20 protein-coding genes are annotated in these 23,610 nt (G+C 66.4%); 11 read left to right on the forward strand and 9 right to left on the reverse strand.

The genetic code is table 11. The features are described from left to right. Nucleotides 1-199: 199 nt before the first annotated feature. The 6 genes from ABZW16_RS05435 to ABZW16_RS05460 all read left to right on the forward strand — a co-directional run bounded on the left by ABZW16_RS05435 (nucleotide 200) and on the right by ABZW16_RS05460 (nucleotide 6,483). Nucleotides 200-1,162: an ABC transporter ATP-binding protein gene (locus tag ABZW16_RS05435; protein WP_354952476.1), complete on the forward strand. Its 963-nt coding sequence runs from the start codon at nucleotides 200-202 to the stop codon at nucleotides 1,160-1,162. Further along, entirely contained in the window at nucleotides 1,159-2,760 is a 1,602-nt protein-coding gene (locus ABZW16_RS05440) for a hypothetical protein (RefSeq protein WP_354952478.1), read from the forward strand. Before ABZW16_RS05435 ends, ABZW16_RS05440 begins: the two co-directional genes overlap by 4 nt. A gap of 153 nt (nucleotides 2,761-2,913) precedes the next feature. Continuing rightward, complete coding sequence (locus ABZW16_RS05445; protein WP_354952480.1) at nucleotides 2,914-4,254, forward strand: wax ester/triacylglycerol synthase family O-acyltransferase; 1,341 nt, start codon at nucleotides 2,914-2,916, stop codon at nucleotides 4,252-4,254. Nucleotides 4,255-4,423: 169 nt separating this feature from the next. Further along, nucleotides 4,424-5,542, forward strand: coding sequence for a CapA family protein (locus ABZW16_RS05450; RefSeq protein ID WP_354952482.1), 1,119 nt, complete (start codon nucleotides 4,424-4,426; stop codon nucleotides 5,540-5,542). 159 nt (nucleotides 5,543-5,701) lie between these two features. After that, entirely contained in the window at nucleotides 5,702-6,067 is a 366-nt protein-coding gene (locus ABZW16_RS05455) for a hypothetical protein (RefSeq protein WP_354952484.1), read from the forward strand. A 2-nt stretch (nucleotides 6,068-6,069) separates the two neighbouring features. Beyond that, a complete protein-coding gene (locus ABZW16_RS05460; RefSeq protein WP_354952486.1) occupies nucleotides 6,070-6,483 on the forward strand; it encodes a hypothetical protein in 414 nt (137 codons plus the stop codon). Here ABZW16_RS05460 and ABZW16_RS05465 read toward each other — a convergent pair. Next, nucleotides 6,451-7,044, reverse strand: a complete 594-nt coding sequence (locus ABZW16_RS05465) for a hypothetical protein (RefSeq protein ID WP_354952488.1) — start codon at nucleotides 7,042-7,044, stop codon at nucleotides 6,451-6,453. The genes ABZW16_RS05460 and ABZW16_RS05465 overlap by 33 nt on opposite strands. Continuing rightward, complete coding sequence (locus ABZW16_RS05470) at nucleotides 7,044-7,205, reverse strand: hypothetical protein (RefSeq protein ID WP_354952490.1); 162 nt, start codon at nucleotides 7,203-7,205, stop codon at nucleotides 7,044-7,046. Before ABZW16_RS05470 ends, ABZW16_RS05465 begins: the two co-directional genes overlap by 1 nt. 294 nt (nucleotides 7,206-7,499) lie before the next feature. Here ABZW16_RS05470 and ABZW16_RS05475 point away from each other — a divergent pair, with 294 nt between their 5' ends. Continuing rightward, nucleotides 7,500-8,201, forward strand: coding sequence for a TetR/AcrR family transcriptional regulator (locus tag ABZW16_RS05475; protein ID WP_354952492.1), 702 nt, complete (start codon nucleotides 7,500-7,502; stop codon nucleotides 8,199-8,201). 122 nt (nucleotides 8,202-8,323) lie between these two features. On the opposite strand, the gene ABZW16_RS05480 is transcribed toward ABZW16_RS05475, so the two are convergent. Both ABZW16_RS05480 and ABZW16_RS05485 read right to left on the reverse strand, forming a co-directional pair. Then, nucleotides 8,324-8,971 carry a response regulator transcription factor gene (locus ABZW16_RS05480; protein ID WP_354952494.1) on the reverse strand — a complete coding sequence of 216 codons (648 nt, stop codon included), beginning with the start codon at nucleotides 8,969-8,971 and terminating at the stop codon, nucleotides 8,324-8,326. 27 nt (nucleotides 8,972-8,998) lie between these two features. Continuing rightward, complete coding sequence (locus ABZW16_RS05485) at nucleotides 8,999-10,534, reverse strand: AAA family ATPase (RefSeq protein WP_354952496.1); 1,536 nt, start codon at nucleotides 10,532-10,534, stop codon at nucleotides 8,999-9,001. A gap of 229 nt (nucleotides 10,535-10,763) precedes the next feature. On the opposite strand from ABZW16_RS05485, the gene ABZW16_RS05490 reads away from it, so the two are divergent. The 3 genes from ABZW16_RS05490 to ppsA all read left to right on the forward strand — a co-directional run bounded on the left by ABZW16_RS05490 (nucleotide 10,764) and on the right by ppsA (nucleotide 15,605). Then, entirely contained in the window at nucleotides 10,764-11,762 is a 999-nt protein-coding gene (locus ABZW16_RS05490; protein ID WP_354952498.1) for an NAD(P)H nitroreductase, read from the forward strand. Between the two features lie 329 nt (nucleotides 11,763-12,091). After that, entirely contained in the window at nucleotides 12,092-13,063 is a 972-nt protein-coding gene (locus ABZW16_RS05495) for an NAD(P)H nitroreductase (RefSeq protein ID WP_354952500.1), read from the forward strand. Between the two features lie 262 nt (nucleotides 13,064-13,325). Next, nucleotides 13,326-15,605 carry a phosphoenolpyruvate synthase gene (gene ppsA / locus ABZW16_RS05500; RefSeq protein WP_354952502.1) on the forward strand — a complete coding sequence of 760 codons (2,280 nt, stop codon included), beginning with the start codon at nucleotides 13,326-13,328 and terminating at the stop codon, nucleotides 15,603-15,605. A 90-nt stretch (nucleotides 15,606-15,695) separates the two neighbouring features. On the opposite strand, the gene ABZW16_RS05505 is transcribed toward ppsA, so the two are convergent. Then, nucleotides 15,696-16,574, reverse strand: a complete 879-nt coding sequence (locus ABZW16_RS05505; protein ID WP_354952503.1) for a universal stress protein — start codon at nucleotides 16,572-16,574, stop codon at nucleotides 15,696-15,698. Between the two features lie 414 nt (nucleotides 16,575-16,988). On the opposite strand from ABZW16_RS05505, the gene ABZW16_RS05510 reads away from it, so the two are divergent. Beyond that, nucleotides 16,989-17,255, forward strand: a complete 267-nt coding sequence (locus ABZW16_RS05510) for a hypothetical protein (protein WP_354952505.1) — start codon at nucleotides 16,989-16,991, stop codon at nucleotides 17,253-17,255. Here the strand turns inward: ABZW16_RS05510 and ABZW16_RS05515 are convergent. From ABZW16_RS05515 to ABZW16_RS05530, 4 genes are all read right to left on the reverse strand, one after another. Then, nucleotides 17,246-19,135, reverse strand: coding sequence for a glycoside hydrolase family 9 protein (locus ABZW16_RS05515; RefSeq protein ID WP_354952507.1), 1,890 nt, complete (start codon nucleotides 19,133-19,135; stop codon nucleotides 17,246-17,248). The genes ABZW16_RS05510 and ABZW16_RS05515 overlap by 10 nt on opposite strands. A 79-nt stretch (nucleotides 19,136-19,214) precedes the next feature. After that, on the reverse strand, nucleotides 19,215-20,420 hold the full coding sequence (locus tag ABZW16_RS05520; protein WP_354952508.1) for a HAMP domain-containing sensor histidine kinase: 1,206 nt from the start codon (nucleotides 20,418-20,420) through the stop codon (nucleotides 19,215-19,217). Nucleotides 20,421-20,470: 50 nt separating this feature from the next. Then, nucleotides 20,471-21,145: a response regulator transcription factor gene (locus ABZW16_RS05525; protein WP_354952510.1), complete on the reverse strand. Its 675-nt coding sequence runs from the start codon at nucleotides 21,143-21,145 to the stop codon at nucleotides 20,471-20,473. A 414-nt stretch (nucleotides 21,146-21,559) separates the two neighbouring features. Further along, nucleotides 21,560-23,584: an erythromycin esterase family protein gene (locus ABZW16_RS05530; RefSeq protein ID WP_354952512.1), complete on the reverse strand. Its 2,025-nt coding sequence runs from the start codon at nucleotides 23,582-23,584 to the stop codon at nucleotides 21,560-21,562. Between the last annotated feature and the right edge of the window lie 26 nt (nucleotides 23,585-23,610).

Consider the following 23,610-nt stretch of genomic DNA (forward strand, 5'->3'; position numbering starts at 1 on the left):
GGGTGGCACCGCACAGCGATGCCACCCTCAGCTCACTTCGACACACAACCTAGCCCACCTCCACCCAGCAGCCCCTGCGTCACCAGCCCCCTGGACAAGCGATCGCCATGCGTTCATGCAGGTAAACGTCGAGAACGCACCAACACCAGCGCATTCTCGACTGATGGGTCGTGGTGGTTGGTGGGCGGGTGGGTCGAGAATGGGGGTGGCATCCGGGGGTGGAGGGAGGTGCGTTGTGGGTGTTATCGAGGCGACGGGGTTGACGAAGCGATACGGTCGGACGCTGGCGCTGGATCGGCTTGATGTGGATATTGCCGGGGGTGAGATCTATGGGTTTCTGGGGCCGAACGGGGCCGGGAAGACGACGACGATCCGGGTGCTGCTCGGGCTGCATCGGCCGACTGCGGGCACGGCGCGGATTGCGGGGTGCGATGCCTGGGCGGATCCGGTCGCGGCGCATCGGCATTGTGCTTATGTGGCCTCCGAGCCCACCTTGTGGCCCGCGCTGACCGGCGCCGAAACGCTGGACTATCTGGCGAATCTGCGGGGTGGATGCGATCGCGCCTACCGCGACGTGCTGATGAAGCGGTTCGATTTCGACGCGGACAAGAAGATCCGCGCCCTGTCCAAGGGCAATCGGCAGAAGGTGCAGCTGGTGGCGGCCTTCGCCACGCGCGCCGAGATCCTGATCCTCGACGAACCGACCTCCGGGCTGGATCCGCTGATGGAGGCGGCGTTCCGGGAGACCGTCGCCCAGGCGAAGGCACGTGGTCAGACGATCTTCCTGTCCTCTCATGTGCTCAGCGAGGTCGAGGCGGTCTGTGATCGGGTCGGCATCCTGCGCGCGGGTCGGCTCATCGATGAGGGGACGATGGCCCAGCTGCGGCATCTGTCGGCCCGCAGCGTCGAGGTGAGTTTCGCCGAGCCCGATGTCGATATCGAACCGCTTCGCCGTCTCGATGGTGTGGAAGTCGCCGACCGCGCCGATCATCAGCTGGCACTGCGGGTGCGCGGTGATATGGGACCGCTGCTCGCCGCACTCGCCGGTATGCCGGTGGTGACCCTCGACAGCCGGGAACCGAGCCTGGAAGAGATCTTCCTCATCCACTATCACCACGAGACCGCCGATCCCGACCGGATCGCATCCGAGGCGGACCGATGAACGCGGCCGTGCGCGGCTGGGCGGTCATGGTCGGCGCCAGGCTGCGCGCCAACCGGATGTCGCTGCTCGTGCTGACGGTGCTGATGGCGGTGCTGTGCACCGCGCAGCTACAGGCATTCGTCTCGGTATTCCCGGACAAGGCCACGCGCACAGCGATACTCGGGCCGTTCGTCAACAACACCGCACTTCGGGTGCTGTACGGCTACCCCTATGACATCGCAGATCCGGCGGGCTGGGTCGCGTGGCGCAATATGACCTTCGCCGGAATCATCATGGCGATGTGGGCCGCGATCATCACCACCGGGGCGCTGCGCGGCGAAGAGGACGCTGGCCGTGGCGAATTGGTGCTCAGCGGTCTGCAGCCGCGGCGGCGGTGGTTCGCGGCGGTGCTGACCGCCACGGCGCTGCAGGCCGTGGTGATCGGCGCGGTGAGTGTGACCGCCTTGGCGGCCGACGGTGTCGCACAGCATCTGGTCACCTTCGCCAACTGTGTAGAACTCGGCCTCCAGCTGGTACTTCCAGCATTGCTTTTCGCGGCGATCGCGGCGCTGACCAGTCAGCTGGCGGGCACCGTCCGGGCGGCACGACTGCTGGCCGCGGGAATTCTGGTGGCCGCCTTCATCCTGCGCGCACCCGCCGATATCGGCGCCGGAATTCCGTGGCTGCGCTGGGTGACGCCGCTGGGCTGGTTCGAACTGTTGCGTCCACCCGCCACGCCGTCGCCGCTGGTGCTCACCGTGATCGCAGTGGGGATCGTTGTGCCCATGGTGATTTCGCTGCCGCTACTGGCGATGCGGGACATCGGAGCTGGTGTGCTGCCGGTGCGCGACAGCAGACCGGCCCGCCGGGCACTGTTGGGTGCGTCGTGGCAGGCGGCGCTGCGCGACGAGGCGGCGCATCTGGGTTTCTGGCTGGTCGGCACGGCAATCTACGCACTGCTGATGGGCGCCATGGTGAAGACCGCGCTGGACTTCCTGCGCCGCGCACCGGTATATGCCCAGTTCTTCGGCGATAAGATCGCCGTCGACGGCTTCATCGCCGCGTTCTATTCCCTTATCCAACTGATTGCAGCGCTGCTTGCGGTGACATTGCTGGTCGCCGCGCGCGGTGAAGAAGCCTCGGGACGGCTGGAGATCGTGCTTGCGATGCCGCGCTCGCGCATCGGCTGGCTGTGTGGTCGGGCACTGCTGGCCGTCGGTCTGGCGATGGCGGTGTGCGTGATCGCGGCGGCAGCGATCTGGACGGGTGCGGCGGCGACCGGCGTGCGGGTCGGCATCGGCTCGCTGTTCGCCGCGGCGGCCAACAGCCTGCCACTCATCCTGGTCACCGTCGGCGTCACCGCCGCGGTGCTCGGCGTGGCGCCGCGTGCGGTCGCCTTTGTCTACGCGCTGGTGGCGACCGTCTTCCTGTGGGACGCACTGGGCAGCGCGCTGAAGGCGCCGAACTGGTCGCTGCAGCTGAGCCCGTTCCACGCGCTGGCCCGGGTACCGATGCAGCAGTTCGCACTCGCGCCCGCACTCTGGGTCACGGCGATCGGCCTGGGATCCTTCGGTGCCGCGCTGCTTGCGTTCCGTCGCCGCGACCTGGCGATGGGCTGAGCCAACGGCGGTCGTCGTACGGAGGGCCAACGTCACCGTCCCCGGTTACCTTGGCATCTCACCTCGAGGCCGACCCGGATCGGACAATTGCTGTCGTAGGCAGTTTCCCAGCCGATGGCGGGGCCTCGGCGGCTGTCGGGATAGGCATCGGCGATGACCGGATTGGGCCCGCTGGATTCGGGTTTCATGGAATTGGAAGACACCGACCGCCACATCAGCCTCGGAATCGCTGCGGTGGCGATCCTCGCTGGTCCGGTGCCTACGCGCGAGCAGTTCACCGCGGCAATGACCAGCGGCTTGGACCGCAATATCCGGCTCCGCCAGCGAGTGCGCCGGGCCACCTTGGATCTCACCGCGCCGGTATGGGAGGACGATCCGAATTTCGATTTGGCACATCACCTCCGGTGGACGGCCCTACCGGCACCCGGCGATGAGGCGGCGCTGCGCGAACTGATCGCGACCGAACTCGAGGAAAGACTCGACCGCGACCACCCGCTGTGGCAATGCGTCGTCGTCGAACATCTGACAGACAACCGTTGGGCGCTGATGATCAAGGCCCACCACACGATGGTGGACGGAATCTCCGGAATAGGCCTGTTCGAGAGCTTCTGCGATCCGGAATCCGGCACCAGTGCACCGCGCGCGAGCACCGGGCCGCCCCGGCGAATCAGTGTGTTCGGACTGGCGGCCCATGGCATTCGCTTGTCGATTGCGGCACCGCGACTGGCCGTCGACACGGCGCGTGCCCTGATTCCGGTCGTGTACGCGGCCGTGACGCCGACCGCTGAAACCTCCTTCAACGGTCCGATCGGCCGACAGCGGCGCTATGCCGTCGCCCGGACATCGCTGGCGGACATCGGGGAGATCCGTGCCGCGTTCGCCGTGACCGTCAACGATGTCGCCCTCGCCGCGATCGCATCGGCCTACCGAACCGTGCTGCACAAGCGCGGCGAGGAACCGACCGCCGACAAGATCCGCATTCTGATCCCGGTGTCGATGCGCCATGAGGACGCGAAATATGTTCTCGACAATCGGGTTTCGGCCATGCTGCCGTATCTGCCGATCGAGGTCTCCGATCCGGTCGAGCGGCTCGACGCCGTCCACGAGCGCATGTCACGACACCGGTCGAGCGGGTCGGCGGAGGCCGAGAAGTCCCTGCTATCGATGGCGGGGTGGGTCCCGTTCGCGCTCATCGCGTGGACCCTGCGGCTGGCAATGCACTACCCCCAGCACGGAGTCAGCGCCCTGGCCACAAATGTGCCCGGTCCGCGGCGGCGGTTATCGCTACAGGGCCACGAGATCCTGGAAATCCTCCCGTGCATCCCGATCGCCATGCGACTACGCACCACCATCGCGATCCTCAGCTACACCGACCAACTGACCTTCGGCATCACCGGCGACTACGACACCACCCCCGATATCGATCTGATCGCCGAGGGCATCGAACACGGGATCGCGGAACTGCTGGAGCGAGCTCGCATGCAACGGGGGTGATGCACCATCGATCCTGGCCCGGCACGGGGGAAGAAGATCTCGGCGCAGCGCGGAGAACGTCCGTGCTGGGTGGCTTCGTTCATCCGCCACGAGGCCCTCGGACTCTCGGAGTCCGATCGGGTCGGTGCGATGGTGGTGGTGCCGACGGAACGGCAGTGGGTGGTTCGGTGTGGTCGATGACTCTGATCCGGTGACCGTATTGCTGGGCGGTGACGTCATGCTGGGTCGTGGCGTCGATCAGATCCTGCCGCATCCCGGAGACGCGACACTGCGCGAACCGCACGTCGATGACGCCCGTATCTACGTCGAGCTGGCCGAGCGGGCGAACGGGCCGATCCCGCACCCCGTGGACTTCGGCTGGCCGTGGGGTGACGCGTTGCCCATGCTCGAGACGCTCGCACCCGAGATCCGGCTGCTCAACCTGGAAACCACGATCACCGCGGACGGCGACTTCGCCGACTACAAGGGTGTTCACTATCGGATGCATCCACACAACCTTCCGGCGCTCACCGTGATTCGGCCCGACGTGTGCGCGCTGGCCAACAATCACATCCTCGATTTCGGTTGCCGCGGAATGAAAGACACCCTCGACGCACTGGCGACCGCGGGTATCCACGGCGTCGGGGCCGGAGCCGACGCCGAAACCGCGCTGCGACCGACGGTGTTGCCCCTCCGCAACGAACATCGGGCCGTGATCGCGGCCATCGCGGCGCGGTCGAGTGGTGTTCCCGGATCTTGGGCGGCCCACGACGACCGGCCGGGTGTGTGGTTGATCGACGACTCGTCGGCCGACGACGTCGCAGCAAAGGTGTTGGCGCACAAGCACACCGGAGATATCACGGTCGTGTCCGTGCACTGGGGGCCGAATTGGGGCTATGGGGTGGGGCCGAGTGAAATACAGTTCGCGCATCGGTTGATCGATGCCGGTATCGATGTCGTACACGGGCATTCCTCGCATCATCCCCGCCCGATCGAGATCTATCGTGACCGGCTGATCCTGTACGGCTGCGGTGACATCATCAACGACTATGAAGGCATCGGGGGCTATAAGTCCTACCGAACCGACCTGAGGCTGTTGTATCTCGCGTCAATTCATCCCGGTGATGGACCGGCGGCATTGCGACTGCTGCCGTTTCGGGTGCGGCGCATGCGTCTCGAGCGGGCCGCCCGGGTCGACGCGCAATGGTTGTGCACCACGATCGAGCACATCAGTCGGCGGTTCCGGACTCGTGTCGTCGTGCGAGAAGGCGAGGATCTGCCGATCGTCGAGCCGAAACCCCGCGGGTGACCTGCAGCGTTGGGGTAGGCGGTGTTCGGCCGATGGTCCGAGACCGAAGAGCGAGGTGGAGGCAATGCCCACCCATGGGTTGCTATCGCCGACTGCGCACGTGACGGAATCTATTCGTGCTGGCCGACGAAATCTCACCCGAGGAAAGACAGGTATCCTTTGCATCTCATCGCTGTCATTGCGCTGACCGCAGTCATCGCCGGGCTCCTGATGCGCCGGTTGGTGATTCCGGAGCGGCGTCGCAGCCTGGCGCAGCTCCCGAACGGGCCGCAGGAGCGGATGCCCGATCTCGTTCACGCTCGGGTGCGTCCGGTATGGGTGCGTGGTCTGTTCATCGCACTCACCGCGCTCTGGTCGGCGCTGCTGATCACCGAGATCGCAACGAATCCGCACGCGAGCAATGTGCTGCTCTATGTCTATCTGCTCGCGCTCGCCGCTTCGGCTGTCAACCTCACCACGATCCATCTCCAATGGCGGTTCGCGGACGGAGTTTTCGACCATCTTGCCCACACTGCGGGTAGGTGATCATGGTCGCGACCATCATCGTGCTCGTACCGGTCGTTGTCGTATCTGTGTTCGTATGGCGATATATGCGTGCTGTCCGAGAGTTCGAATCTGCCGACAGCGGCACAAATCGTGAAATCGGCCGCGCATTGAAGGCCCGCCAGTTACCCCCGGACGCGACCGCCGAATCATGGATCCCGCGCCTGGAACAGGCGCAAAATGCAGCCTCGCGCCAGCGCGTGCTCTATACCGGGCTCGCCGCGCTATTCATGGCGCTGCTCGCCACTGGACTCGGGGGCGGCCTGCATCCGACAGATTGGCGGCCGTACTGGTATGCCGTGTCGATCGTCGGCTGGGCATGGGCCGCATACGTCGCATACCGCAACGCGCGCACCGCCGATCAGCTACTGCGCCAACTCGGTCAGCTCACCGTCTGACTCGTCATCCCTGCCGGTTTCCGGTTCTGTCGAAGTGCTGTCGTTTTGTCGGGTATGTCGGATGCCTCGCCATCCGAGTGGGAGTTGGACGCGGCCTGTCCGGATGTCACCGATGAGTTGCGCATAGCCTTCACGGACCTCGCCGAGATGGACCCACGCCGAGTGCCGAAGCTCCTCGCAGTCGGAGTGCAGCACCGTCCACCACGCCTCGGCATAGGTCTTCGCGACATGGCTGATCACCTCACCAAAGGAGTGCGTGTGGCGACGGGCGCACCGGCTATGGCGGACGTAGAACACCGCCCAAGAATTGATCTTGTCGATGACCTTCGAAATATCCGCATGCAGGGCTGCCTCGGTGACGTCGGGCGGACGCCGAGGATTCAAAACCGCCGAAATAAGGGCGGCATGTAGATCGCCCAGTTCCCTCGCCCACGCGATCAGCGGAAACGGCTCGGCAAGACGCCCGGCAATCGCGGCCAATAGTCGATCCGGCGACAGCAGAAATGCCGGATCATTCACCGGATCCTCCCGCGCCTCCGCCATACCCGCGTCCTCGGTCATCACATGTCCTTCATCGCGGGTCGAGGTTTCAGGCGTGCCGGATAGTCCTTTATGAGCAGGCTGTCGTGGTCGCCACCTCGGGCGATGCGCGTCGAGATGATGGCGGCGTCGTCAGAAAGGCCGGTCATGCGAAGCGCAGATCGGATGGTGCCCTCGAGCAAGTGATGATTTCGGTGGGCGGCGCGTACCGCTGGTCGGCGACGCCGACACGCTGGCCGCTACTCGTAGTGAGCAGGTTCGACAGGCCGTGGGCGCAAATTCGAATGTGGAGTTCGGACGCTCGTTGTTCGATGACCGCCTCAGCGGGATAGACGTGCTGTTTCATAGTTGATTGCTCGACTGATTCGAGGTTGCTGGTTGACGCAACGAAGTACGTCGCTGTGACTCGGCGCACAATGCTAGTACTGACTGCGCACTCAGTCAACGACCGGGTTGGGCAGTCGGTGGGTGCTAGAGTGTCCGGAAATTTGGACGAGGAGGGGTGGGATCGGGTGAGTAGGCGTGCGGCGGGACCGGGCAAGTCGGACGCGATTCTCGACATTTTCACGCGCCATGTTGCCGAGAAGGGCTACGACGGCACCAGCTTCAGTGGTGTGGCAAGTGAGTTGGGCATCTCCCAGGGCTTGATCGTGCATCATTACGGCACGAAGGCGCGGTTGCTGGACGCTCTGCATCTTGCCTATATGCGGCGTCGCATCGATGAGGCCGAGCGAATTGTGTCGGAGTTTTCTACGCCCACCGAGCAACTGACCGGGCTGTTGTACGCGGCCATCCTCTATCAGGTGCACGATCGAAATCGGACTATCGCATTCCAGCGCGAGGTCGCACGGTTCGCGCTGCAGGATGAGAACTCCGAGGGCCGCAAGCTGCGAAGGCAATACATCGGAATCCTGCACAGCTTGCTCGAGGCGGGCACTGCGGCAGGTGAGTTCCGGCCCGTCGACACGAGCGTCCGGAGCCTGCTCATCTTCGGTGCCGCGCAATGGGCGTGGACGTGGTTCGAGCCGGAAGGGCGCAGATCAGTCGAGCAGGTCGGTGCCGAATTCGTAGACCTCACGCTTGGATCCCTGTTGGTGGATCGCAAATCCTTGCAGCGTCTCAGCGATCCCGACGGCCAACTTGTAGCTGCGGTGATCAAGATAATCACTGCGGCGTAGGCCCGAGTGAGTGCGGATCCCGGTCGCATCGTGGGCAGGCATCGGGACCGGTCTACGGCAGTGCGATGTCTCTTCGTACGGCGGTGCTCGATTCCAGGTCTCGAGATGCTGCGGGTGCCTGCTCATTCCTCCTTGTGTGCCGGGTTGAGCTTCGTGGCCAGCACCGCGGCCTGGGTGCGTCGTTCGACGCCGAGCTTGGTCAACAGCCGGGAGACATAGTTCTTCACGGTCTTCTCGGCCAGGAACATGCGGCTTGCGATCTGCCGGTTCGTCAGCCCCTCACCGAGCAGTTCGAGCAGCGTTCGTTCCTGGTCGGTGAGCGTGGCCAGCGGCCCGGACTTGGACGTGGCTTCCTCGCGCAGTTTCGCCATGAGCGCGGCGGCGGCCCGGTTGTCGAGCAGGGATTTTCCCGCGCCGACTTCGCGGATGGCATCGATCAGTTCGAGGGTGTCGATGTCTTTGACCACGTAGCCGCGGGCCCCGGCCAAAATGGCGTCGAGCATGGCCTGTTCGTCGGTGAACGAGGTGAGGATCAGGCACCGTAGCTCGGGTTGCTGGTTCAGCAGTTCGCGGCATAGTTCGATGCCATTGCCATCGGGCAGGCGCACGTCGAGGACCACGACGTCGGGGCGCAGGGCCGGGATGCGCGCCATCGCCTGGGATACGGTGCCCGCCTCACCGATGACTTCGAGGTCGGGCTCGGCGCTGATCAGATCGGACACTCCGCGACGCACAATGTGGTGGTCGTCCACCAGGAACACTCTGGTCATTCTGCTGTGTCTCCGTGCAACATTCATTCAGCGTAGGGTGCTGCCGGTGATCGCGGGACGGAGTTCGACCCCTGATTGGTGACCGAAGTCCCTTACCTGTTCGGTGTGAACAGTGTTGTGCCACGCGCGCAGTGCCGCGGCGGCGGTGGCGGCGACCACGAGTTCGGTGTCCACAGGTGTGGCCTGCGGCCAGACCGCTGCGATGGCCGACATGTCGGCGGCAATCTGGGGGGTCGCATCGGAATCGCCGTCGGCGCGCAGACGGATGCGGCGTTCCGCCACCGAGGGCGGGCAGTGGCACCGCAATTGCAGCAGGTCGGCGTTTGTCTCGGCCGCGAGTGTGGCCGCTCGCTGCCGCTCGTCCGCGTCGATCCAGCTCGCATCCAGGATCACCGAACGGCCAAGGGCCAGCAGCTTTTGGGCCCGGCTCCGCAGTTCGGTGTAGACACGAGCTTTACCGGCAGCGGAATACGTTCCGGTGCCGAAGGTTCCGGTCGGTCCGGTGACCTCACCGCTGGCCCGTAGCTGCTTGCGCACATGATCACTGGAGAGCACGACCGCTCCCGTGCTCGCCGAAAGCTCTATGGCAACGGTCGATTTCCCGGTTCCGGGCGATCCGCCGACCAGCACCAGACGAACGGCGGCCCGCTCGAGGTGGCCCAGCGCGAGCCGCAGGTGCCGGTGCACACGGTCGCGGGCCGCAGACTCGCCCTGGCCGAATCGGATGGCGTCCACCTTCGCGCGCACGAGCGCCCGATAGGCAATGTAGTGGTCACGCAACGAGGCGGGCGCCGGATCCTCAGTGATCCGCTGGTAGTCGTCGAGCAGCCGCTGGCCCAGTTCGGTATGCCCGCGGAACTCCAAATCCATGGCAAGGAATGCGAGGTCGTCGAGGCGATCGACGTAACGCAGCCGGTCGTCGAAGTCCAGGCAATCCAGGACGCGGAAGCCGTCGGGCAGTTCGAAGATGTCCTCGGCCTGCAGGTCACCGTGCCCGTCCACGAGGTGTCCGGCGGCGATCCTGTTGTCCAGCAAGGGTTCTCGGCCGTCGATGTAGCGCATCGCGAGCCGCTCGATCCGGTCGAGGAGATCCGGGTCGGCGACGTCGGCCCGCTGTTCGGCAAGACTGCGCAGCAGCACCTGCCACCGATGGCGCAGCGCGTCCGCGGTGCCCTCCGCATCGATCTCCGGTCCGCGACGGGCCTTATCGTGGAAGCTTGCCAGCACCTGTACCAGCGCCGATAGCTCCGTTATGCTCTTCGCCCGGTCGGCCAGGATGTTGGACAAACGGCCGTCTTCGGGCATGCGGCGCATGACCAGCACGGGCTCAGCGGGGGAGCCCGTGGGGTCGCTGAGATGGGCCAGGCCGAGATATACGTCCGGAGCCAGGCGGTTGTTCAATTCGAGTTCCCTAGCGCAGGCGTGCTCGCGCAGTTGCGGTGTGCTGAAGTCGAGGAAGTCGGTGCGGACCGCCTTCTTTACCTTGTAGGCCCGGTCTCCGTACAGCACAACCAGTCCGGTGTGGGTCTCCCGTAGCTCGGCAGGTGCGGCGAATCCGGGCATGGCGCGAACCCTTCGGTGTGCTCGATCGTGGTGTTCCAAGGATTTCGCATCGTGGCCCGGCCAGGTGATGGCCGAAGGTCACCGAGGTGAAGGGACTTTCGCAGCTGTCAGACCCGGTTGACGCACTGCTGCAGAAGTCCCACGAGAAGGTGCCGTCCTGCCCTTACCGACGATCGGTCGCCGATGGCAGCGTGGATATTCACTACGAGACAGGGACGGAGGGACGACGATGAACGACAGGCTGCCCGACTATCACATCATCGAGGCGGCGCTCGCGCTCGCCGTGCGGGCGCCGTCGGTTCACAACACACAGCCGTGGCGGTTCCGGATCGGAGACCGCGGCCTGCACCTCTACCTCGATCCGGCGCGAGCGCTCCCATCGACCGATCCCGATCAACGTGACCTGGTGCTGAGCTGCGGCGCCGCATTGCACCACCTGCGCATCGCGCTCGCAGGGCTGGGATGGTCGGCCGTGGTGCAGCGACTGCCGGATGCGGTGAATCCGAACCACCTGGCATCGATCGAACTCGTGCCGCATCGGCCGACCATGACCGATACCGCGCTGAGCGCCGCGATCACCCGCAGACAGACCGACCGCAGGCACTACAGCTCCCGGCCCATCCCGCCCGGTTATCTCGGTCTGCTCGCCGAACGCGCCGGGGTGCACGGCGGCATCGTTCGCCAAGCGGCCTACGGATCGCGCGATCAGCTCGTCGAAGCGATGCGCGCCGCGGCACGGCAACATTCCGGAGATCCGAACTATCAATTCGAGCTGGCCGCCTGGAGCGGCAGACACGACGCAGTGCGCGGCGTCCCGGCGCTCAACGCTCTGCCGCCACTGGCTGCACAAAGGGTTCCCGCCCGGGCGTTTGCCCAGCATCGACTGGTCAACCCGACGCGCGAACCCGATTATGCCGAGCTGCTGGTGCTGGGCACGACAGCCGATGACCGGCTGGCGCGACTGTGTGCGGGCGAAGCCGTGAGCGCGATGCTGTTGACGGCGACCAACATCGGATTGGCCACCTGCCTGGTGACCGAGCCGTTGGAGATCCCCGAACTACGCAAGAAGATTCGCGTCGGTGTACTCGACAACACCATGCATGCGCAGGCAGTCATCCGGATCGGTTGGTTGCCGACCGGTCTCGCGGCGCTGCCGCCCGCACCACGGCGTGCGGTCGAGGACGTGCTGGATCCATTCGACGCCACGGAGATCGCCACGGCCCGCTGATCACGATCGGCGCTCGGTTCGCGTCGGCCCCGAACCGCATCAGCCTGGTATTCGCCGGAATCGATTCGGCGACAAATCGTTCGATGCCGCGGTCACACGCGAGTCGCGCCGGACGGTCTCGGAGTTCGGGGCCAACAGCGCCGGTCCGGTCGACCTGATCGAGTGCCGTGGGCGCGAGGGGCGAGTTCGACGCTGCATCTGCCCGGCGCGTTGTGATCGGTGAAGAGGTCACCGGGCCATCGAGTTGTGGCCTTTGGCCTCTTTGGCGCCGACATCGGCGAATGCGACCGTAGCGGCACAGATGTTGGCGTCGAGGACAAGGAACAGCAATGGCTAGTAGGCATCCTGATGCCGATAGCGTGCGGGCCGCGTTGGCGCTGGCCGTGCGCGCGCCGTCGGTGCACAACACCCAGCCTTGGCAGTGGCGCGTCGGCGATACCACGGTGCACTTGTACGCCGACGACAGCCGTCGACTGCCGCAGACCGATCCGGATCGGCGCGAATTGATGATCAGTTGCGGTGCAGCGCTGCATCACTTCCGGGTGGCGGCGCGCTCGTTCGGATGGGACACCGTCGTGCATCGATTCCCGAATCCGGCCCAGCCCGACCATCTTGCGGCTATCGAGTTCGCTCCGGTGATACCGGACGCCGATATGGTCAAGGCGGCCCGCGCGATCAGCCAGCGCCGTACCGACCGGCGGCGGGTCACATCGTGGGAGATTCCGGCCGCGCACATCGCTGCGATCATCGGGGCGGGCATCGCCGAGGGGGTGTTGGTCAGTGAGATTCCCGGTGGCTCGACCCGCATCGGGCTGGTGCGGGCCTTCAAGGATGCGTCGCGCCAGCATCTCGTCGACAGCGGCTATCAGGCCGAGTTGGCCGAGTGGAGCGGACGACACGCGGCCGCGGAAGGAGTGCCCGCACGCAATGCCGTGGTCGCCACCGATCCGCTGACCCGCGAGTTCCACAGCTCCGCGCTGACCGAGGCGGTGATCCACGATCTCGACGACGGCGGCGCCCTGCTGCTGGTGCACACCGCCTCCGATGATCCGCTGTCCCGACTGCGCGCCGGGGAAGCCACCAGTGCGGTACTGCTGGCCGCCACCGGATTCGGCCTGGCGACCTGTCCGCTCACCGAACCGCTGGAATTGCCGGGCACTCGTGATCTCGTACGTGCGGATGTGCTGTCCGACAGTGGATTCCCACAGGTCATCATCCGAATCGGCTGGGCGGCCACCAGCGCCGAGCCGGTTCCGATGACCCCGCGCCGCGCACTTGCCGACGTGGTGCACCCCTTGTGACTGGGTAATGGCCCAGGCGACCGGGGTTGCGTGCTGCTGGCCGGTTCACGGCGGCTGTCGGTTGGTCCGGAGGCGCACGGTTCGGAATTCGCGTCGTCCGTGCGGTGATTCTCGCTGAGGCGCAGGATTGCCGCTCGCCGCCTCGTCTTGGTGAGCGACTGAGCAGCGGCGGGTGGTACGACCGGAACAAAGGACTTTCGGCCGCCAGCCGGTCGGCATTGTCCTCTCGCTGCCGGAGCCCGCCGCCGCGCACAGTCGAGGCATGGACTTTGTACGTGACATCGCCGCTATGGGACTGGCCGACGAGGTCGAGGCGGGCGGCAAGGGCGCCAATCTGGGGGAGCTGACCGCTGCGCGGCTGCCCGTGCCCGCAGCGTTCATCGTGCTGCGCTCGGGCTATCTGGAAGCCATGCGGCGCAGCGGGGTGGCCGATGATCTGGCCGCGGAGCATCGCGCCGCGCTGGCCGCTGTCGGTGACCACGCCCAACTCGCCCAGCGCTGTGACCGGCTGCATGCGCTGGTGGCCAAGGCGGGCATGCCCGAGGACCTCGAAGCACAGATCGTGCACGCCTACGACGGACTCGGTGGCGCGGACGGGCCCGCGCTGGTCGCGGTTCGCTCCTCGGCCACCGGGGAGGACAGCGTCTCCGCTTCGTTCGCCGGGATGAATGTGACGGCGACAAATGTGCGCGGCGCTGCAGATGTGGTCGAGGCGGTGCGCTCCTGCTGGGCGTCGCTGTTCAGTCCGCGTGCCGAAACCTACCGCGCCGAACGGAAGTTCACCGGTGAACCGGCGATGGCCGTCGTGGTGCAGGTGATGGTCGCTGCGGAACGCAGTGGGGTGGCGTTCACCGCCGATCCGGGGACGGGCGACGAGAGCCGGATCGTGATCGAGGCGGCACGCGGGCAGGGCGAGGTCGTGGTCTCCGGAGCCGTCGAGCCCGACCACTACGTTCTCGCCAAGGAGGATCTGCGAATTCTGGAGTCACATACCGGAAAACAGGGCTTCGCGATCGTCCGCAGCGTGGATGGAGCTGGCGACCGGACCATCGAGGTCGATGCGGACGACCAGGGGCGGGCACTCGATAACGAGCAAGTACGCGCTATCGCCCGGCTTGCCATGGCGGCCGAAAAGCACTACGGCAGACCGCAGGATGTGGAGTGGGCGATCGAGGGCGATCGGATATGGCTGGTCCAGGCCCGCCCGATCACCACCCTCGGTACCGTGCAAGCGCCGCACACCGACACGGGCGAAGGAACGGCGTTGGTGACCGGGTTGGCCGCCGCACCGGGGGTGGCCAGTGGTGCCGTTCGGGTACTCGCCGGCCCGTCCGAGGGGCAGCTGCTGCAGGACGGGGAGATCCTGGTCGCCGAAATGACAACGCCGGACTGGGTGCCGACCATCCGCAAGGCCGCGGCACTGGTCACCGATAGCGGCGGCGTCACCTGTCACGCCGCCATCGTCGCCCGAGAACTGGGGGTGCCCTGCGTCGTCGGTACCCGAACGGCGACAAAGGATCTCGTGGACGGGCAGATCGTCACCGTCAACGGCGGAAGGGGTCGGGTCGTCGCGGGCGCGGTCACCCGGCCGGTCCGTGCCGTCGAGGTGGCTGCCGTGCCCCGGGCGAGGGTCACCACCGCCACCAAGATCTACGCCAACCTCGCCATGCCCGATATCGCGGAAGCCGTTGCGGCACAGGACGTGGACGGCCTCGGACTGCTTCGCGCCGAGTTCCTGCTGACCAGCGCGCTCGGCGGGCGGCACCCGCACGACCTGATCGCGCGCGGCGAGCAGGAAGGCTTCGTCACCCGGATGGCCGACTCGCTCGGCGGGATTGCTTCGGCCTTCGCGCCCCGTCCGGTGATCTATCGCGCAACCGACCTGCGCAGCAACGAATTCCGCGGACTGACCGGCGGCGAGCAGTACGAGCCGGTGGAGGACAACCCGATGATCGGATATCGGGGCTGTTTCCGCTACATCCGCGAGCCGGAGATGTTCGCGCTAGAGTTGGCCGCGCTGGCTCGGGTGCGCGAGCAGTACCCGAACGTGCATTTGATGATTCCGTTCGTGCGCACCCGCTGGGAACTGGAGGCATGCCTCGAGCTCGTCGACGCCAGCCCGCTCGGACGGGCCCGCGGCCTGCATCGCTGGGTAATGGCCGAGGTTCCCTCGGTCGTGCACTGGCTACCCGAATACATCGGCCTCGGCATCGACGGCGTCTCCATCGGCAGCAACGACCTCACCCAGCTCGTTCTCGGTGTGGACCGCGACTCGCAGTTGTGCGCGGAGGTTTTCGACGAGGCCGATCCAGCCGTGCTGGCGATGATCGAACAGATCGTGCAGACCGCCCGCGCCCACGGCATCCCCTCCTCGCTGTGCGGCCAGGCGCCCTCCACCCACCCCAACTTTGCCGAACACCTTGTCCGCATGGGCATCACCTCCATCTCGGTCAACCCGGACGCGATCGACACGGTCCGCCGTACGGTGGCCGCCGCTGAACGCCGAGTGCTGTTGGACGCCGCCCTGAACGCGCAACGGTGACGTGCAAGACCCGCGGTCGTGCCAAGATCAGACCCCCGGATCACCGTCAGGGTTCCGGGGGGTTCTCCCGCACTACCGGGACGTGACCGCTCAGCTCTGCGCGCGGACGATGATGAGTGGGCAGTCGGCGGCGTGTAGGACGGCTTGGCTGACCGAGCCCAGCGTCATGCCCGCGAAGCCGCCGCGGCCATGGCTGCCGACGACGATCATTTGCGTGTCCATCGATTCGGCTAGTAGGCGTCTGGCCGGTCGATCCTCGACGACCACCCGCTGTACTTCGAGGTCCGGGTACTTCTCCGCGTAACCGGCCAGGCTTTCGGACAGCAGTTCCTCGGCTGCTTCCTGCATGTCCGCGCTGGGGATGTAGCGGTTGAATTCGGTCCAGGTGAGCACCGCCCGCACCGCGACATTGCGATGAACGGCCTCATCGAAGGCGATCTCGATGGCGCGGATGCTGCTCGGGGAGCCGTCGACGCCGACCAGCACCGGGCCCAGCAGTCGCTTCACCGAGTAGCGCTCGGGTTCGGGGATGACCGCCACAGGACAGTGCGCATGCCGGGCCGCGGCGGTGCTGACCGAGCCGAGTAGGCCGCGGCGGAACGCGCCCAGACCGCGGGTGCCGACGACCAGCATGCGGGCGTCCTTCGATCGGTCGAGCAGAACCGGGATCGGCAGCGCCTCGACGACGAAGGTGGCGATGTCGAGGTCACCGACGGGTGCGGCGGCCGCTGTGGCGAACTCACTCGCCGCGGCGACGGCGGCCGCACCTTCTTGTCGATACACGTCATAGTCGATCTGGTCGATCGAGATGTTCGGTCCGAAGTCGACCTGGGCGCCGATGGCGTGCACGATGTGCAGGGGCGCGCGGTGGTGAACAGCCTCGACGGCGGCCCAGCGGGCGGCCTCGGCCGCGGTTTCGGAGCCGTCGATGGCGACCACGACGGGAGGGTTGATGGCGTTGGCGGACATGTGATGTCGCTACCTTCCTGTGCGTATCCCTTCGGTTCCGCTGATCCGGTTACCGGTAGATTAGAAATCCGCACCGGCCGGGCACGGCTGTCGTTGGTCCCCAACCACAGGGCCTAAAGACAACTCATGGGATCGTGGACGATGGACGGCGCAGGGGCGCTCGGGGCGGGGTCGCCGACCAGCGCGACACCGTGCCCCCGCCCTCACTCCGCGCAATGCTGAAACTGCCGCCTGCCGAGTGCTGCGGCTACCGACCATCCGCAGCCAATTCAGCGAGACCGCCGATACGGCTTCGCACGAACATATGTCCTACCGAGCATTTCTGGCCGAACTGCTGCTGGGCGAGGGCGACGATCACGCCCGGCGCGCTCCGAACGCCGCATCCGCGCCGCTGGATTCCCGCGCGACAAGTCGATGCGCGCCTTCGATTTCGAAGCCAACCCCAACGTCGATCCGCCGCCATCCATACTCCTGGCCACTTGCGACTGGGTCCGAAAGAGCCTGCCGCTCTGCCTGATCAACGATTCTGGCACCGGCAAAAGCTGCCCCTCTGCACCGAGGCAGTCGCCGGGAATCGGGCGTATGCGGATATGGCTGAGCCCGTTCGAATCCCGGTTGTCGAGGGTCGGTGTCGACAACCTTGGGTGGTGTGCTGTCGATTGCGGCTCGGTTCACCCCTGAGACAAGGCGAAGGCCAGCATTGCGGTGGAGGTGAAGTCGATCGAGGGTTCGACGGTCTGCCAGGCGCCCACGTCGTCGATGAAGCGGGCCTTGCCCCCGTCGAAGTCGGTCCAGGCCATACCAGGGTTCGAGGAACAGCGCTTCATCGTCGGAAAAGTATTGAGTTCGTCGAGCTTTTCTGCGGCATTCGGCCCGTTGACCACAGCTCCTCGCAGGATCTCGCCCGTGCCGTCGAGGCTGCCACCGAGGTTGGCCACTTGGTGTTCCGGGCAGTGCGGGTAGACCTCGCCTGCGCCGATCATGAAGGTGCTGCCCCAGGAGTTGGCGCCCAGTGCCCAGCCGCGCTGTTGCGCGCCGAACTCGTCGTAGCGGTGGTCGCCGGTGGCCCTCCCATACAGCTGTGCGGTGGCGACCAGGCCGAAAGTGTGCGGTACCGAGTCGAAGTCGGTGTATACCGCGCCTGCTCCGAAGGGGTCCTCGGCGGCCCGGCTCACTCCGTCGTCCAATTGGCGGCGCAGGTCACTTTGTAGTTCTGCGCCGTTCTGGCTGTCTGCCTTAACAACGGTGAGCAGGTCGGCGTGGGCGAGTGCACTGACGTCGGCGACGCCGAGGGTGCCTTTGGTGTCGGAGTCGATGTACTGCTTCGCCCAGTGGGTGCCCTGCTGCTGCCAGTCGCCAGCTCGTGCATCGCCTAATGCCATGGCGGCCAGGCTCATTTCGGTGGCGCCGAACTCCATGTCGTCTTGCCACGAGTCTTCGGGGTAAAAGTTGTGCGGGAAAGCGGTGATCAGTTCGCCGTCGGGTGACGTGTCGGCCTGGGTGTAGATGGCGGCGGCCTTGTCCAGCCAGGACTTGGCAGCGGCTCGATCGCTATTGGCGCTGTTTTGCGCAGCGAGCGCGAAGACCGCTGCCATGCGGCCGGCCAGGTTGGGACTGATCGGCGCGCCGGGCTCGTTGGCCCGGAAGACCGGCCGGTTCTTTATCAGGTAGTCCGGGTCACCCGGTTGCACGTCCAGTTCGTCATCGGTCTCGGGCAGCCGCCAGACGTCGTGGTCGGTACGGATCTGGTCGTTGCCGGCACCGATACCGACTTGGGCGTAGAGAGTGCCGCTCTTGCCCTCCCACATCTTGTCCAGCCAGGCCAATCCTTGCTCGACCTCCTCGGGCAGGCCCGCAGTGTGCGGAGCGGCACGTAGGGCCAGCAGTAGATCGGCGGTGCTGTAGGCGGTGGTGTGGGTGAACTTGAGGAAGTCACCAGCGTCGGACCAGCCGCCCGAGACATCGACTGGACCACTCACCGGGGTCAGCTTCCCGTCGAGCAGTGCGGTGCCGTCCTCGTTGTACCGCGGGGTGGCGTAGACCGTTGCGCGGCGGTCGGCCAGATGTGCGGGCTTGCGGTGCAGGACATTGGGCAGGACATCCGCACCGTCGCGCTGGGTTCGGAAGAAGCGAACGTTGTTCTCGACGAGCGGGGTGAGCAAGTCCATGGCGGGTGCAATGCGGAACTCTGGGGAGCGCCCGGATGCCGAGCCGGTGAGCTCGAGTCGGTAGCTGCCCGGGGTGTCGACCCCGGACAGGTCCACGGTGCGGACGGCCGGATACTTGCTGTTCCAGCTGCCGGTGCGCCCGCCGACCTGGCCGGTGGCCACGATGGTGCCCTGGTCGTCGACCAACCGGTAGCCGGCTCGGCTCAGTTCCGCGTCCGAACCCATAACAAAGGCCTGTTTTGCCTGCCCGACGATGTAGCCGACCTGATCGACCCGGATCGCGGGTGGGCTGGCTTGGGCGGCCACATCGGTGGGCAGGGCGCATGCTGCGAGGGTGACAACGAGTGCGGTGGAATGCGAGCTCCACGCGAGGCGAAGTGAAAGGGCGGACATGGCTCCACCCTTTCTGGTGCAACATGAGATGAAGATGAGGTGGCCTCGGCACGAGGGCGGCCGATCCTGCCCGGGCGCGTCAGCGGCTCGTGCACTCTGGCAACAGCAGCTCCACCAATGCCCCGCCTCCGGGAGCCTGGGAAAGCCGGGCGGTGCCGCCGTGCAGCTCGGCCACCCAGCGCACGATGGCGAGGCCGGTACCGGTGCTCGCAGTGCCGGTGACATGCCGCTCGAACACCCGGGTACGGTCCTCGGGCGGCACGCCGGGGCCGTGATCACGCACAACGACCCGGCCAGCGGTGACACTCACCTCGACCGGGGTGCCGCCGCCATGTCGTAGGGCGTTCTCCACAAGATTTCGGAGCGCCTGGGCCAGCAACCCGGAATCCCCGTCGACGATCACAACCTCGGCGGTAGTGACGGTGACTCCGGTGGAGTCCGGCAGTTCCGCGATGGTCCGTTCGACCAGCTGGTCCAGGCGCAGCGGGCCGAGTTCGACTTCCTGGGTGCCGGCTTCCATGCGGGCGCGGGCGAGCAGCCCGGTGACGAGTCGGCCAAGCCGATCGACCAGCCGGACTGCCTGGTCCAACGCCGCGGGCGCCCGTTGCGGTGAGGCGCTGCCTTCCTCCACCACCAAGCGCAAAGTGGCCAGTGGCGTGCGCAGTTCGTGGGCAGCTTCGGCGAGGAACTGCTCTTGCTGCTCGAGTCCCCGAAGAGCGGGGCGCATCGCACGCCCGGTCAACAGGTGGCCCACTGCCGCGGCAACCAGCACGAGTGCCGCGCAGCACAGGGCCAGCCACTGGATCAGCCGCTGGTGATCCGCCTCGCCCTGCGAAGGGTCGGCTCCGACCAGGACGACGGCGCCGATCCTGTCGTTGTCCCAGACCGAAGCCGCGGCCCAGCGATACGCACGCCCGTTGACTGCGGAGGTAGTGACCAGGATGGTCTCCTGGTCGCGTTTGACTTCCCGCCAGATCTCGTCGAGTTCCCGCTGTGCTGGCAGGGCGGCCTGGGAGGAGTAGGCGTAGCGGATTCGAGGTCCGGAGTTCGGGAGTGCCTCGAGAATGCCGAGCGCTTCGGCGCTGCGGGCGAGTTCGTCCTCCGGCAGCGAGTCGGTCCGCAGCGTGCCGACCGCATCGTAGAAGAGGGTGCGGGCGAGGCCGTCGGCGCGGTGGCTGACAGAGTTGTCGAGATCGTTCGTGCGGGAATGGTGGTCGGTGTGGACTGCGATGGCAACGAGCACCAGCAGGCAGACCGCGGTCGTCGCGGCGAAGAGCAGGGTCATCTTCCACCGGACGCGATGCAGGCGCGCGGCGGCGGGAGGGCGCGACGACTTCACAGACCCGGAGCCGGGTCGGCGATGCAGTAGCCCGCGCCGCGCACTGTCACGATGAGCTCGGGTGGGCCCAGCCGGCGGCGCAGCTGGCCGATGAGAACGTCGACGACGTTGGAGAACGGTTCGGCGTGCTCGTCCCAGCAGCGTTCGATGAGGTCGGTCCGGGTGACCACCTCCCCGGCACGCAGCATCAGGACCTCCAGCACCGCGAACTCCTTCGCGGTCAGGGCGAGCTCCACGCCGTCTCGCCGCACCTGACGACGTGGAAGGTCGAGAATCAGGTCGCCGACGCGTAGCTCGGGTAGCCGGGCGGGCTGACCACGGCGGCACAGAGTACGCACACGGGCATTGAGCTCAGCGAACGCGAAGGGCTTGACGAGGTAGTCGTCGGCACCGTGCTCGAAGCCGGCCACCCGGTCGGCGATCGCGTCCAGCGCGGTAAGCAGCAGGACCGGGAGGGTAGATCCCGCCGCACGCTGAGCGGCGAGGAGGGTGAGGGCATCACCGTCGGGCAGCATGCGATCAGCGACCAAACAGTCGTAAGCGTTGACGGTGAGTTTGAAATCGGCCTCGGCGAGATCCTTGGCGAAGTCGACCGCGCAGCCAGCCTCACGCAGCCCTCTGACGATTGCTGGGCCAAGTTCTGGGTCGTCCTCGAGGACTAGTACGCGCATGACCAGCGAGGCTACTGGGTCGCAACAATCGCGAGCCGATCGCTGCGCACCGATATACGGCGACTCCCCACCCGACCGACACGCTGATCGAGCGATGTTCATTTTCGCGACCAGGATGCGGCCGCAGACCGCCGATCGCTGCCGCAATTCACGACCGATCGAGGTCGAAACTCATGACCAAAGCCAACCTCGGGTGCATGCGCCCGCTGCGCCGTGCTCTGCAGCGAGAGATGTCGGGGTCGTCGGGGCCTTGAGGAAGGTGTACCGGCTTTGGTCCGCGCCGCTGCGCGCTGGCTCAGGGGTGGATAGGCGTGGCCTTCGCGTGCGGCAGCCCGAGTGACGAGGCGATGGTCCAACGTCATCGGTATGTCGGCCGTGGTGTTGGGTGGCCCGAGCCGATCATGCCGCGGTTCGTTACAGACCGGACGGGTACGTCTCGGGGATCGTGCCCGCGACCCATTCGCCGGTCGGTTCCAGCGGTTCCAGCGCGGTGGTGCGGTCGATGTGGATGAGTGCGTCGAATTGGTCGGCGGGTCTGGTGTGGAAATAGTGGCTCTGGCGTTCGGTGCCAGGTCGGTAGATCACGCCGATGGCGCGCTGCAGCCGTGGTTGACGCAGCAGGTCGGTGGCCTCACCCGGAATATCCATGCGGAGTAGGAATTCCGGGCTGCCGGTGTCGTGCAGCAACTCTTCCGTGCTGGATGGCAGTGCGGGGCGGACGGTTTCGCGGATGGCGGGCCCACCCCAGTCTCCTGCGGCGGTGACCGTGCCGGAGCAGGTGCTGAAGCCGATGACGCGGCAGGCATCGCCGTGGCGTTCGCGGGTCAACTGGCCGAGATTGAGTTCGCCTTCGCTGCCCAGTTCGGTGGCGCGGGCATCGCCGATGTGGGAGTTGTGCGCCCACACCACGATTCGGGCTCCAGGGCCGCCGGAGCGGTCCAGATGGGTGGCGAGTGCGTCGAGGGTGTCGGCCATATGCTCGTCGCGCAGATTCCATGAGGACACTCGGTCGCCGAACATGGCCCGGTAGTAGGCCTCGGCATCGCGCACCGACCAGGCGTTGCGCAGTGCGTCGAACTGTTCATCGGCGGTTACGGGTTCCAGCTCGCCGCGGGCGATCGCGAGGCGCTGCAACTCCAGCAACTGCCGGATCACCTGGGCCTCACAGGATTTGCCCGCGCCGAAGGCGGCGGCGAAACCGTAGGTCTGGACATCGTCGCCCACGACGTGATCGAAGCAGGCGTAGCGACTCTTGGCGCGCTGCGCGGCCTGCGGATCGACGCGGTCGAGATAATCGACGACCTCGTGCATCGAGCGGTCCAGGCTGTAGAGGTCCAGACCGTAGAAGCCGGTCTGAATTCGGTTGTCGCGTTGTTGTTCGGCGTTGTATGCGCGCAGCCAGGCGACGAATTCGCGCACCTCGGTATTGCGCCACATCCAGGCCGGGAAGCGCTCGAATCCGCGTAGCGCCTGTTCGGCGGTGGTGTCGGTGCCGCGTCCGTGCACGTACTGGTTCACCCGATAGGCATCGGGCCAGTCCGCCTCGGCGGCGACGGCGGTGAAGCCCTTGTCCTTGATCAGCCACCGCGTGATCGCCGCCCGGGCTCGGTAGAACTCGTGGGTGCCGTGCGAACTCTCACCGATCAGCACGAACCGAGCGTCGCCGATGAGTTCCTCGAGCACCTGGATAGGCGGGACACCGTCGGGCGCGTCGATGGCCGCGGCCCGAATGGTGGCCGCGGCGTCGATGCGCGGGACGGCGGTGCCGGTGGTCGATATGCTCAGCAGAATGCGCACCTGCTCGTCGGTGACCTGGGTGAAGTCCCAGAACCATTCGCCGACCGCGCGGAACGGCGAAGGCATTGTCGCGCAGACCATTTCGTCGACCGAGGCACCGAGTTCTCGGCAGGTCGACTCCGGTGCGGCGGGGACCGCGACCACGATCCGCTTCGGCTCGCCCGCACGGATCGCCTCGATAGCGGCGAACATGCTCGCGCCGGTGGCCAATCCGTCGTCGACCAGGATCACTGTCCGTCCGGTCACCTCGATCGGGCCGCGGTCGGCGCGGTAGGTCGCCTCCCGCCGAATCATCTCCTGGGCCTCATCGCGGGCGATGCTGTGCACCTGGTCGGCGGTCAGTTGCAGGGCGCGCACGATATCGTCGTTGAGAACGATGCGGCCGCCGGTGGCGAGTGCGCCGATCGCGAACTCGGGATGGCCCGGTGCGCCGAGCTTGCGCACCACCAAGGCGTCCAGCGGCGCGCTCAGCGCCGCGGCGACCTCCCAGGCGACCGGAACACCGCCGCGGGGCAGTCCGAGTACAAGGACATCCGGATCGCCGCGATAGTGTTCGAGCAGTCCGGCAAGCACCCGGCCCGCCTCGTGCCGGTCCCGGAAGATCGGCCGGGGCCTTTCGTGCTCTGCCTGCGTTCGACTCATCGCTGGCCTCCCAGCACCTGGCCCGC

The organism is Nocardia sp. NPDC004604 (assembly GCF_040609795.1).
Classification (GTDB): Bacteria; Actinomycetota; Actinomycetes; order Mycobacteriales; family Mycobacteriaceae; genus Nocardia.

What these genes read in the sequence shown, in the direction of transcription:
- ABZW16_RS05485 (WP_354952496.1), bottom strand. Translation starts at nt 10,534, where the DNA reads ATGCCCGGATTCGCCGCACCTGCCGAGCTACGGGAGACCCACACCGGA.
- ABZW16_RS05440 (WP_354952478.1), top strand. Translation starts at nt 1,159, where the DNA reads ATGAACGCGGCCGTGCGCGGCTGGGCGGTCATGGTCGGCGCCAGGCTG.
- ABZW16_RS05495 (WP_354952500.1), top strand. Translation starts at nt 12,092, where the DNA reads ATGGCTAGTAGGCATCCTGATGCCGATAGCGTGCGGGCCGCGTTGGCG.
- ABZW16_RS05525 (WP_354952510.1), bottom strand. Translation starts at nt 21,145, where the DNA reads ATGCGCGTACTAGTCCTCGAGGACGACCCAGAACTTGGCCCAGCAATC.
- ABZW16_RS05520 (WP_354952508.1), bottom strand. Translation starts at nt 20,420, where the DNA reads ATGACCCTGCTCTTCGCCGCGACGACCGCGGTCTGCCTGCTGGTGCTC.
- ABZW16_RS05435 (WP_354952476.1), top strand. Translation starts at nt 200, where the DNA reads ATGGGGGTGGCATCCGGGGGTGGAGGGAGGTGCGTTGTGGGTGTTATC.
- ABZW16_RS05505 (WP_354952503.1), bottom strand. Translation starts at nt 16,574, where the DNA reads ATGTCCGCCAACGCCATCAACCCTCCCGTCGTGGTCGCCATCGACGGC.
- ABZW16_RS05515 (WP_354952507.1), bottom strand. Translation starts at nt 19,135, where the DNA reads ATGTCCGCCCTTTCACTTCGCCTCGCGTGGAGCTCGCATTCCACCGCA.
- ABZW16_RS05490 (WP_354952498.1), top strand. Translation starts at nt 10,764, where the DNA reads ATGAACGACAGGCTGCCCGACTATCACATCATCGAGGCGGCGCTCGCG.
- ABZW16_RS05510 (WP_354952505.1), top strand. Translation starts at nt 16,989, where the DNA reads ATGCGCGCCTTCGATTTCGAAGCCAACCCCAACGTCGATCCGCCGCCA.
- ppsA (WP_354952502.1), top strand. Translation starts at nt 13,326, where the DNA reads ATGGACTTTGTACGTGACATCGCCGCTATGGGACTGGCCGACGAGGTC.
- ABZW16_RS05460 (WP_354952486.1), top strand. Translation starts at nt 6,070, where the DNA reads ATGGTCGCGACCATCATCGTGCTCGTACCGGTCGTTGTCGTATCTGTG.
- ABZW16_RS05530 (WP_354952512.1), bottom strand. Translation starts at nt 23,584, where the DNA reads ATGAGTCGAACGCAGGCAGAGCACGAAAGGCCCCGGCCGATCTTCCGG.
- ABZW16_RS05445 (WP_354952480.1), top strand. Translation starts at nt 2,914, where the DNA reads ATGACCGGATTGGGCCCGCTGGATTCGGGTTTCATGGAATTGGAAGAC.
- ABZW16_RS05480 (WP_354952494.1), bottom strand. Translation starts at nt 8,971, where the DNA reads ATGACCAGAGTGTTCCTGGTGGACGACCACCACATTGTGCGTCGCGGA.
- ABZW16_RS05465 (WP_354952488.1), bottom strand. Translation starts at nt 7,044, where the DNA reads ATGACCGAGGACGCGGGTATGGCGGAGGCGCGGGAGGATCCGGTGAAT.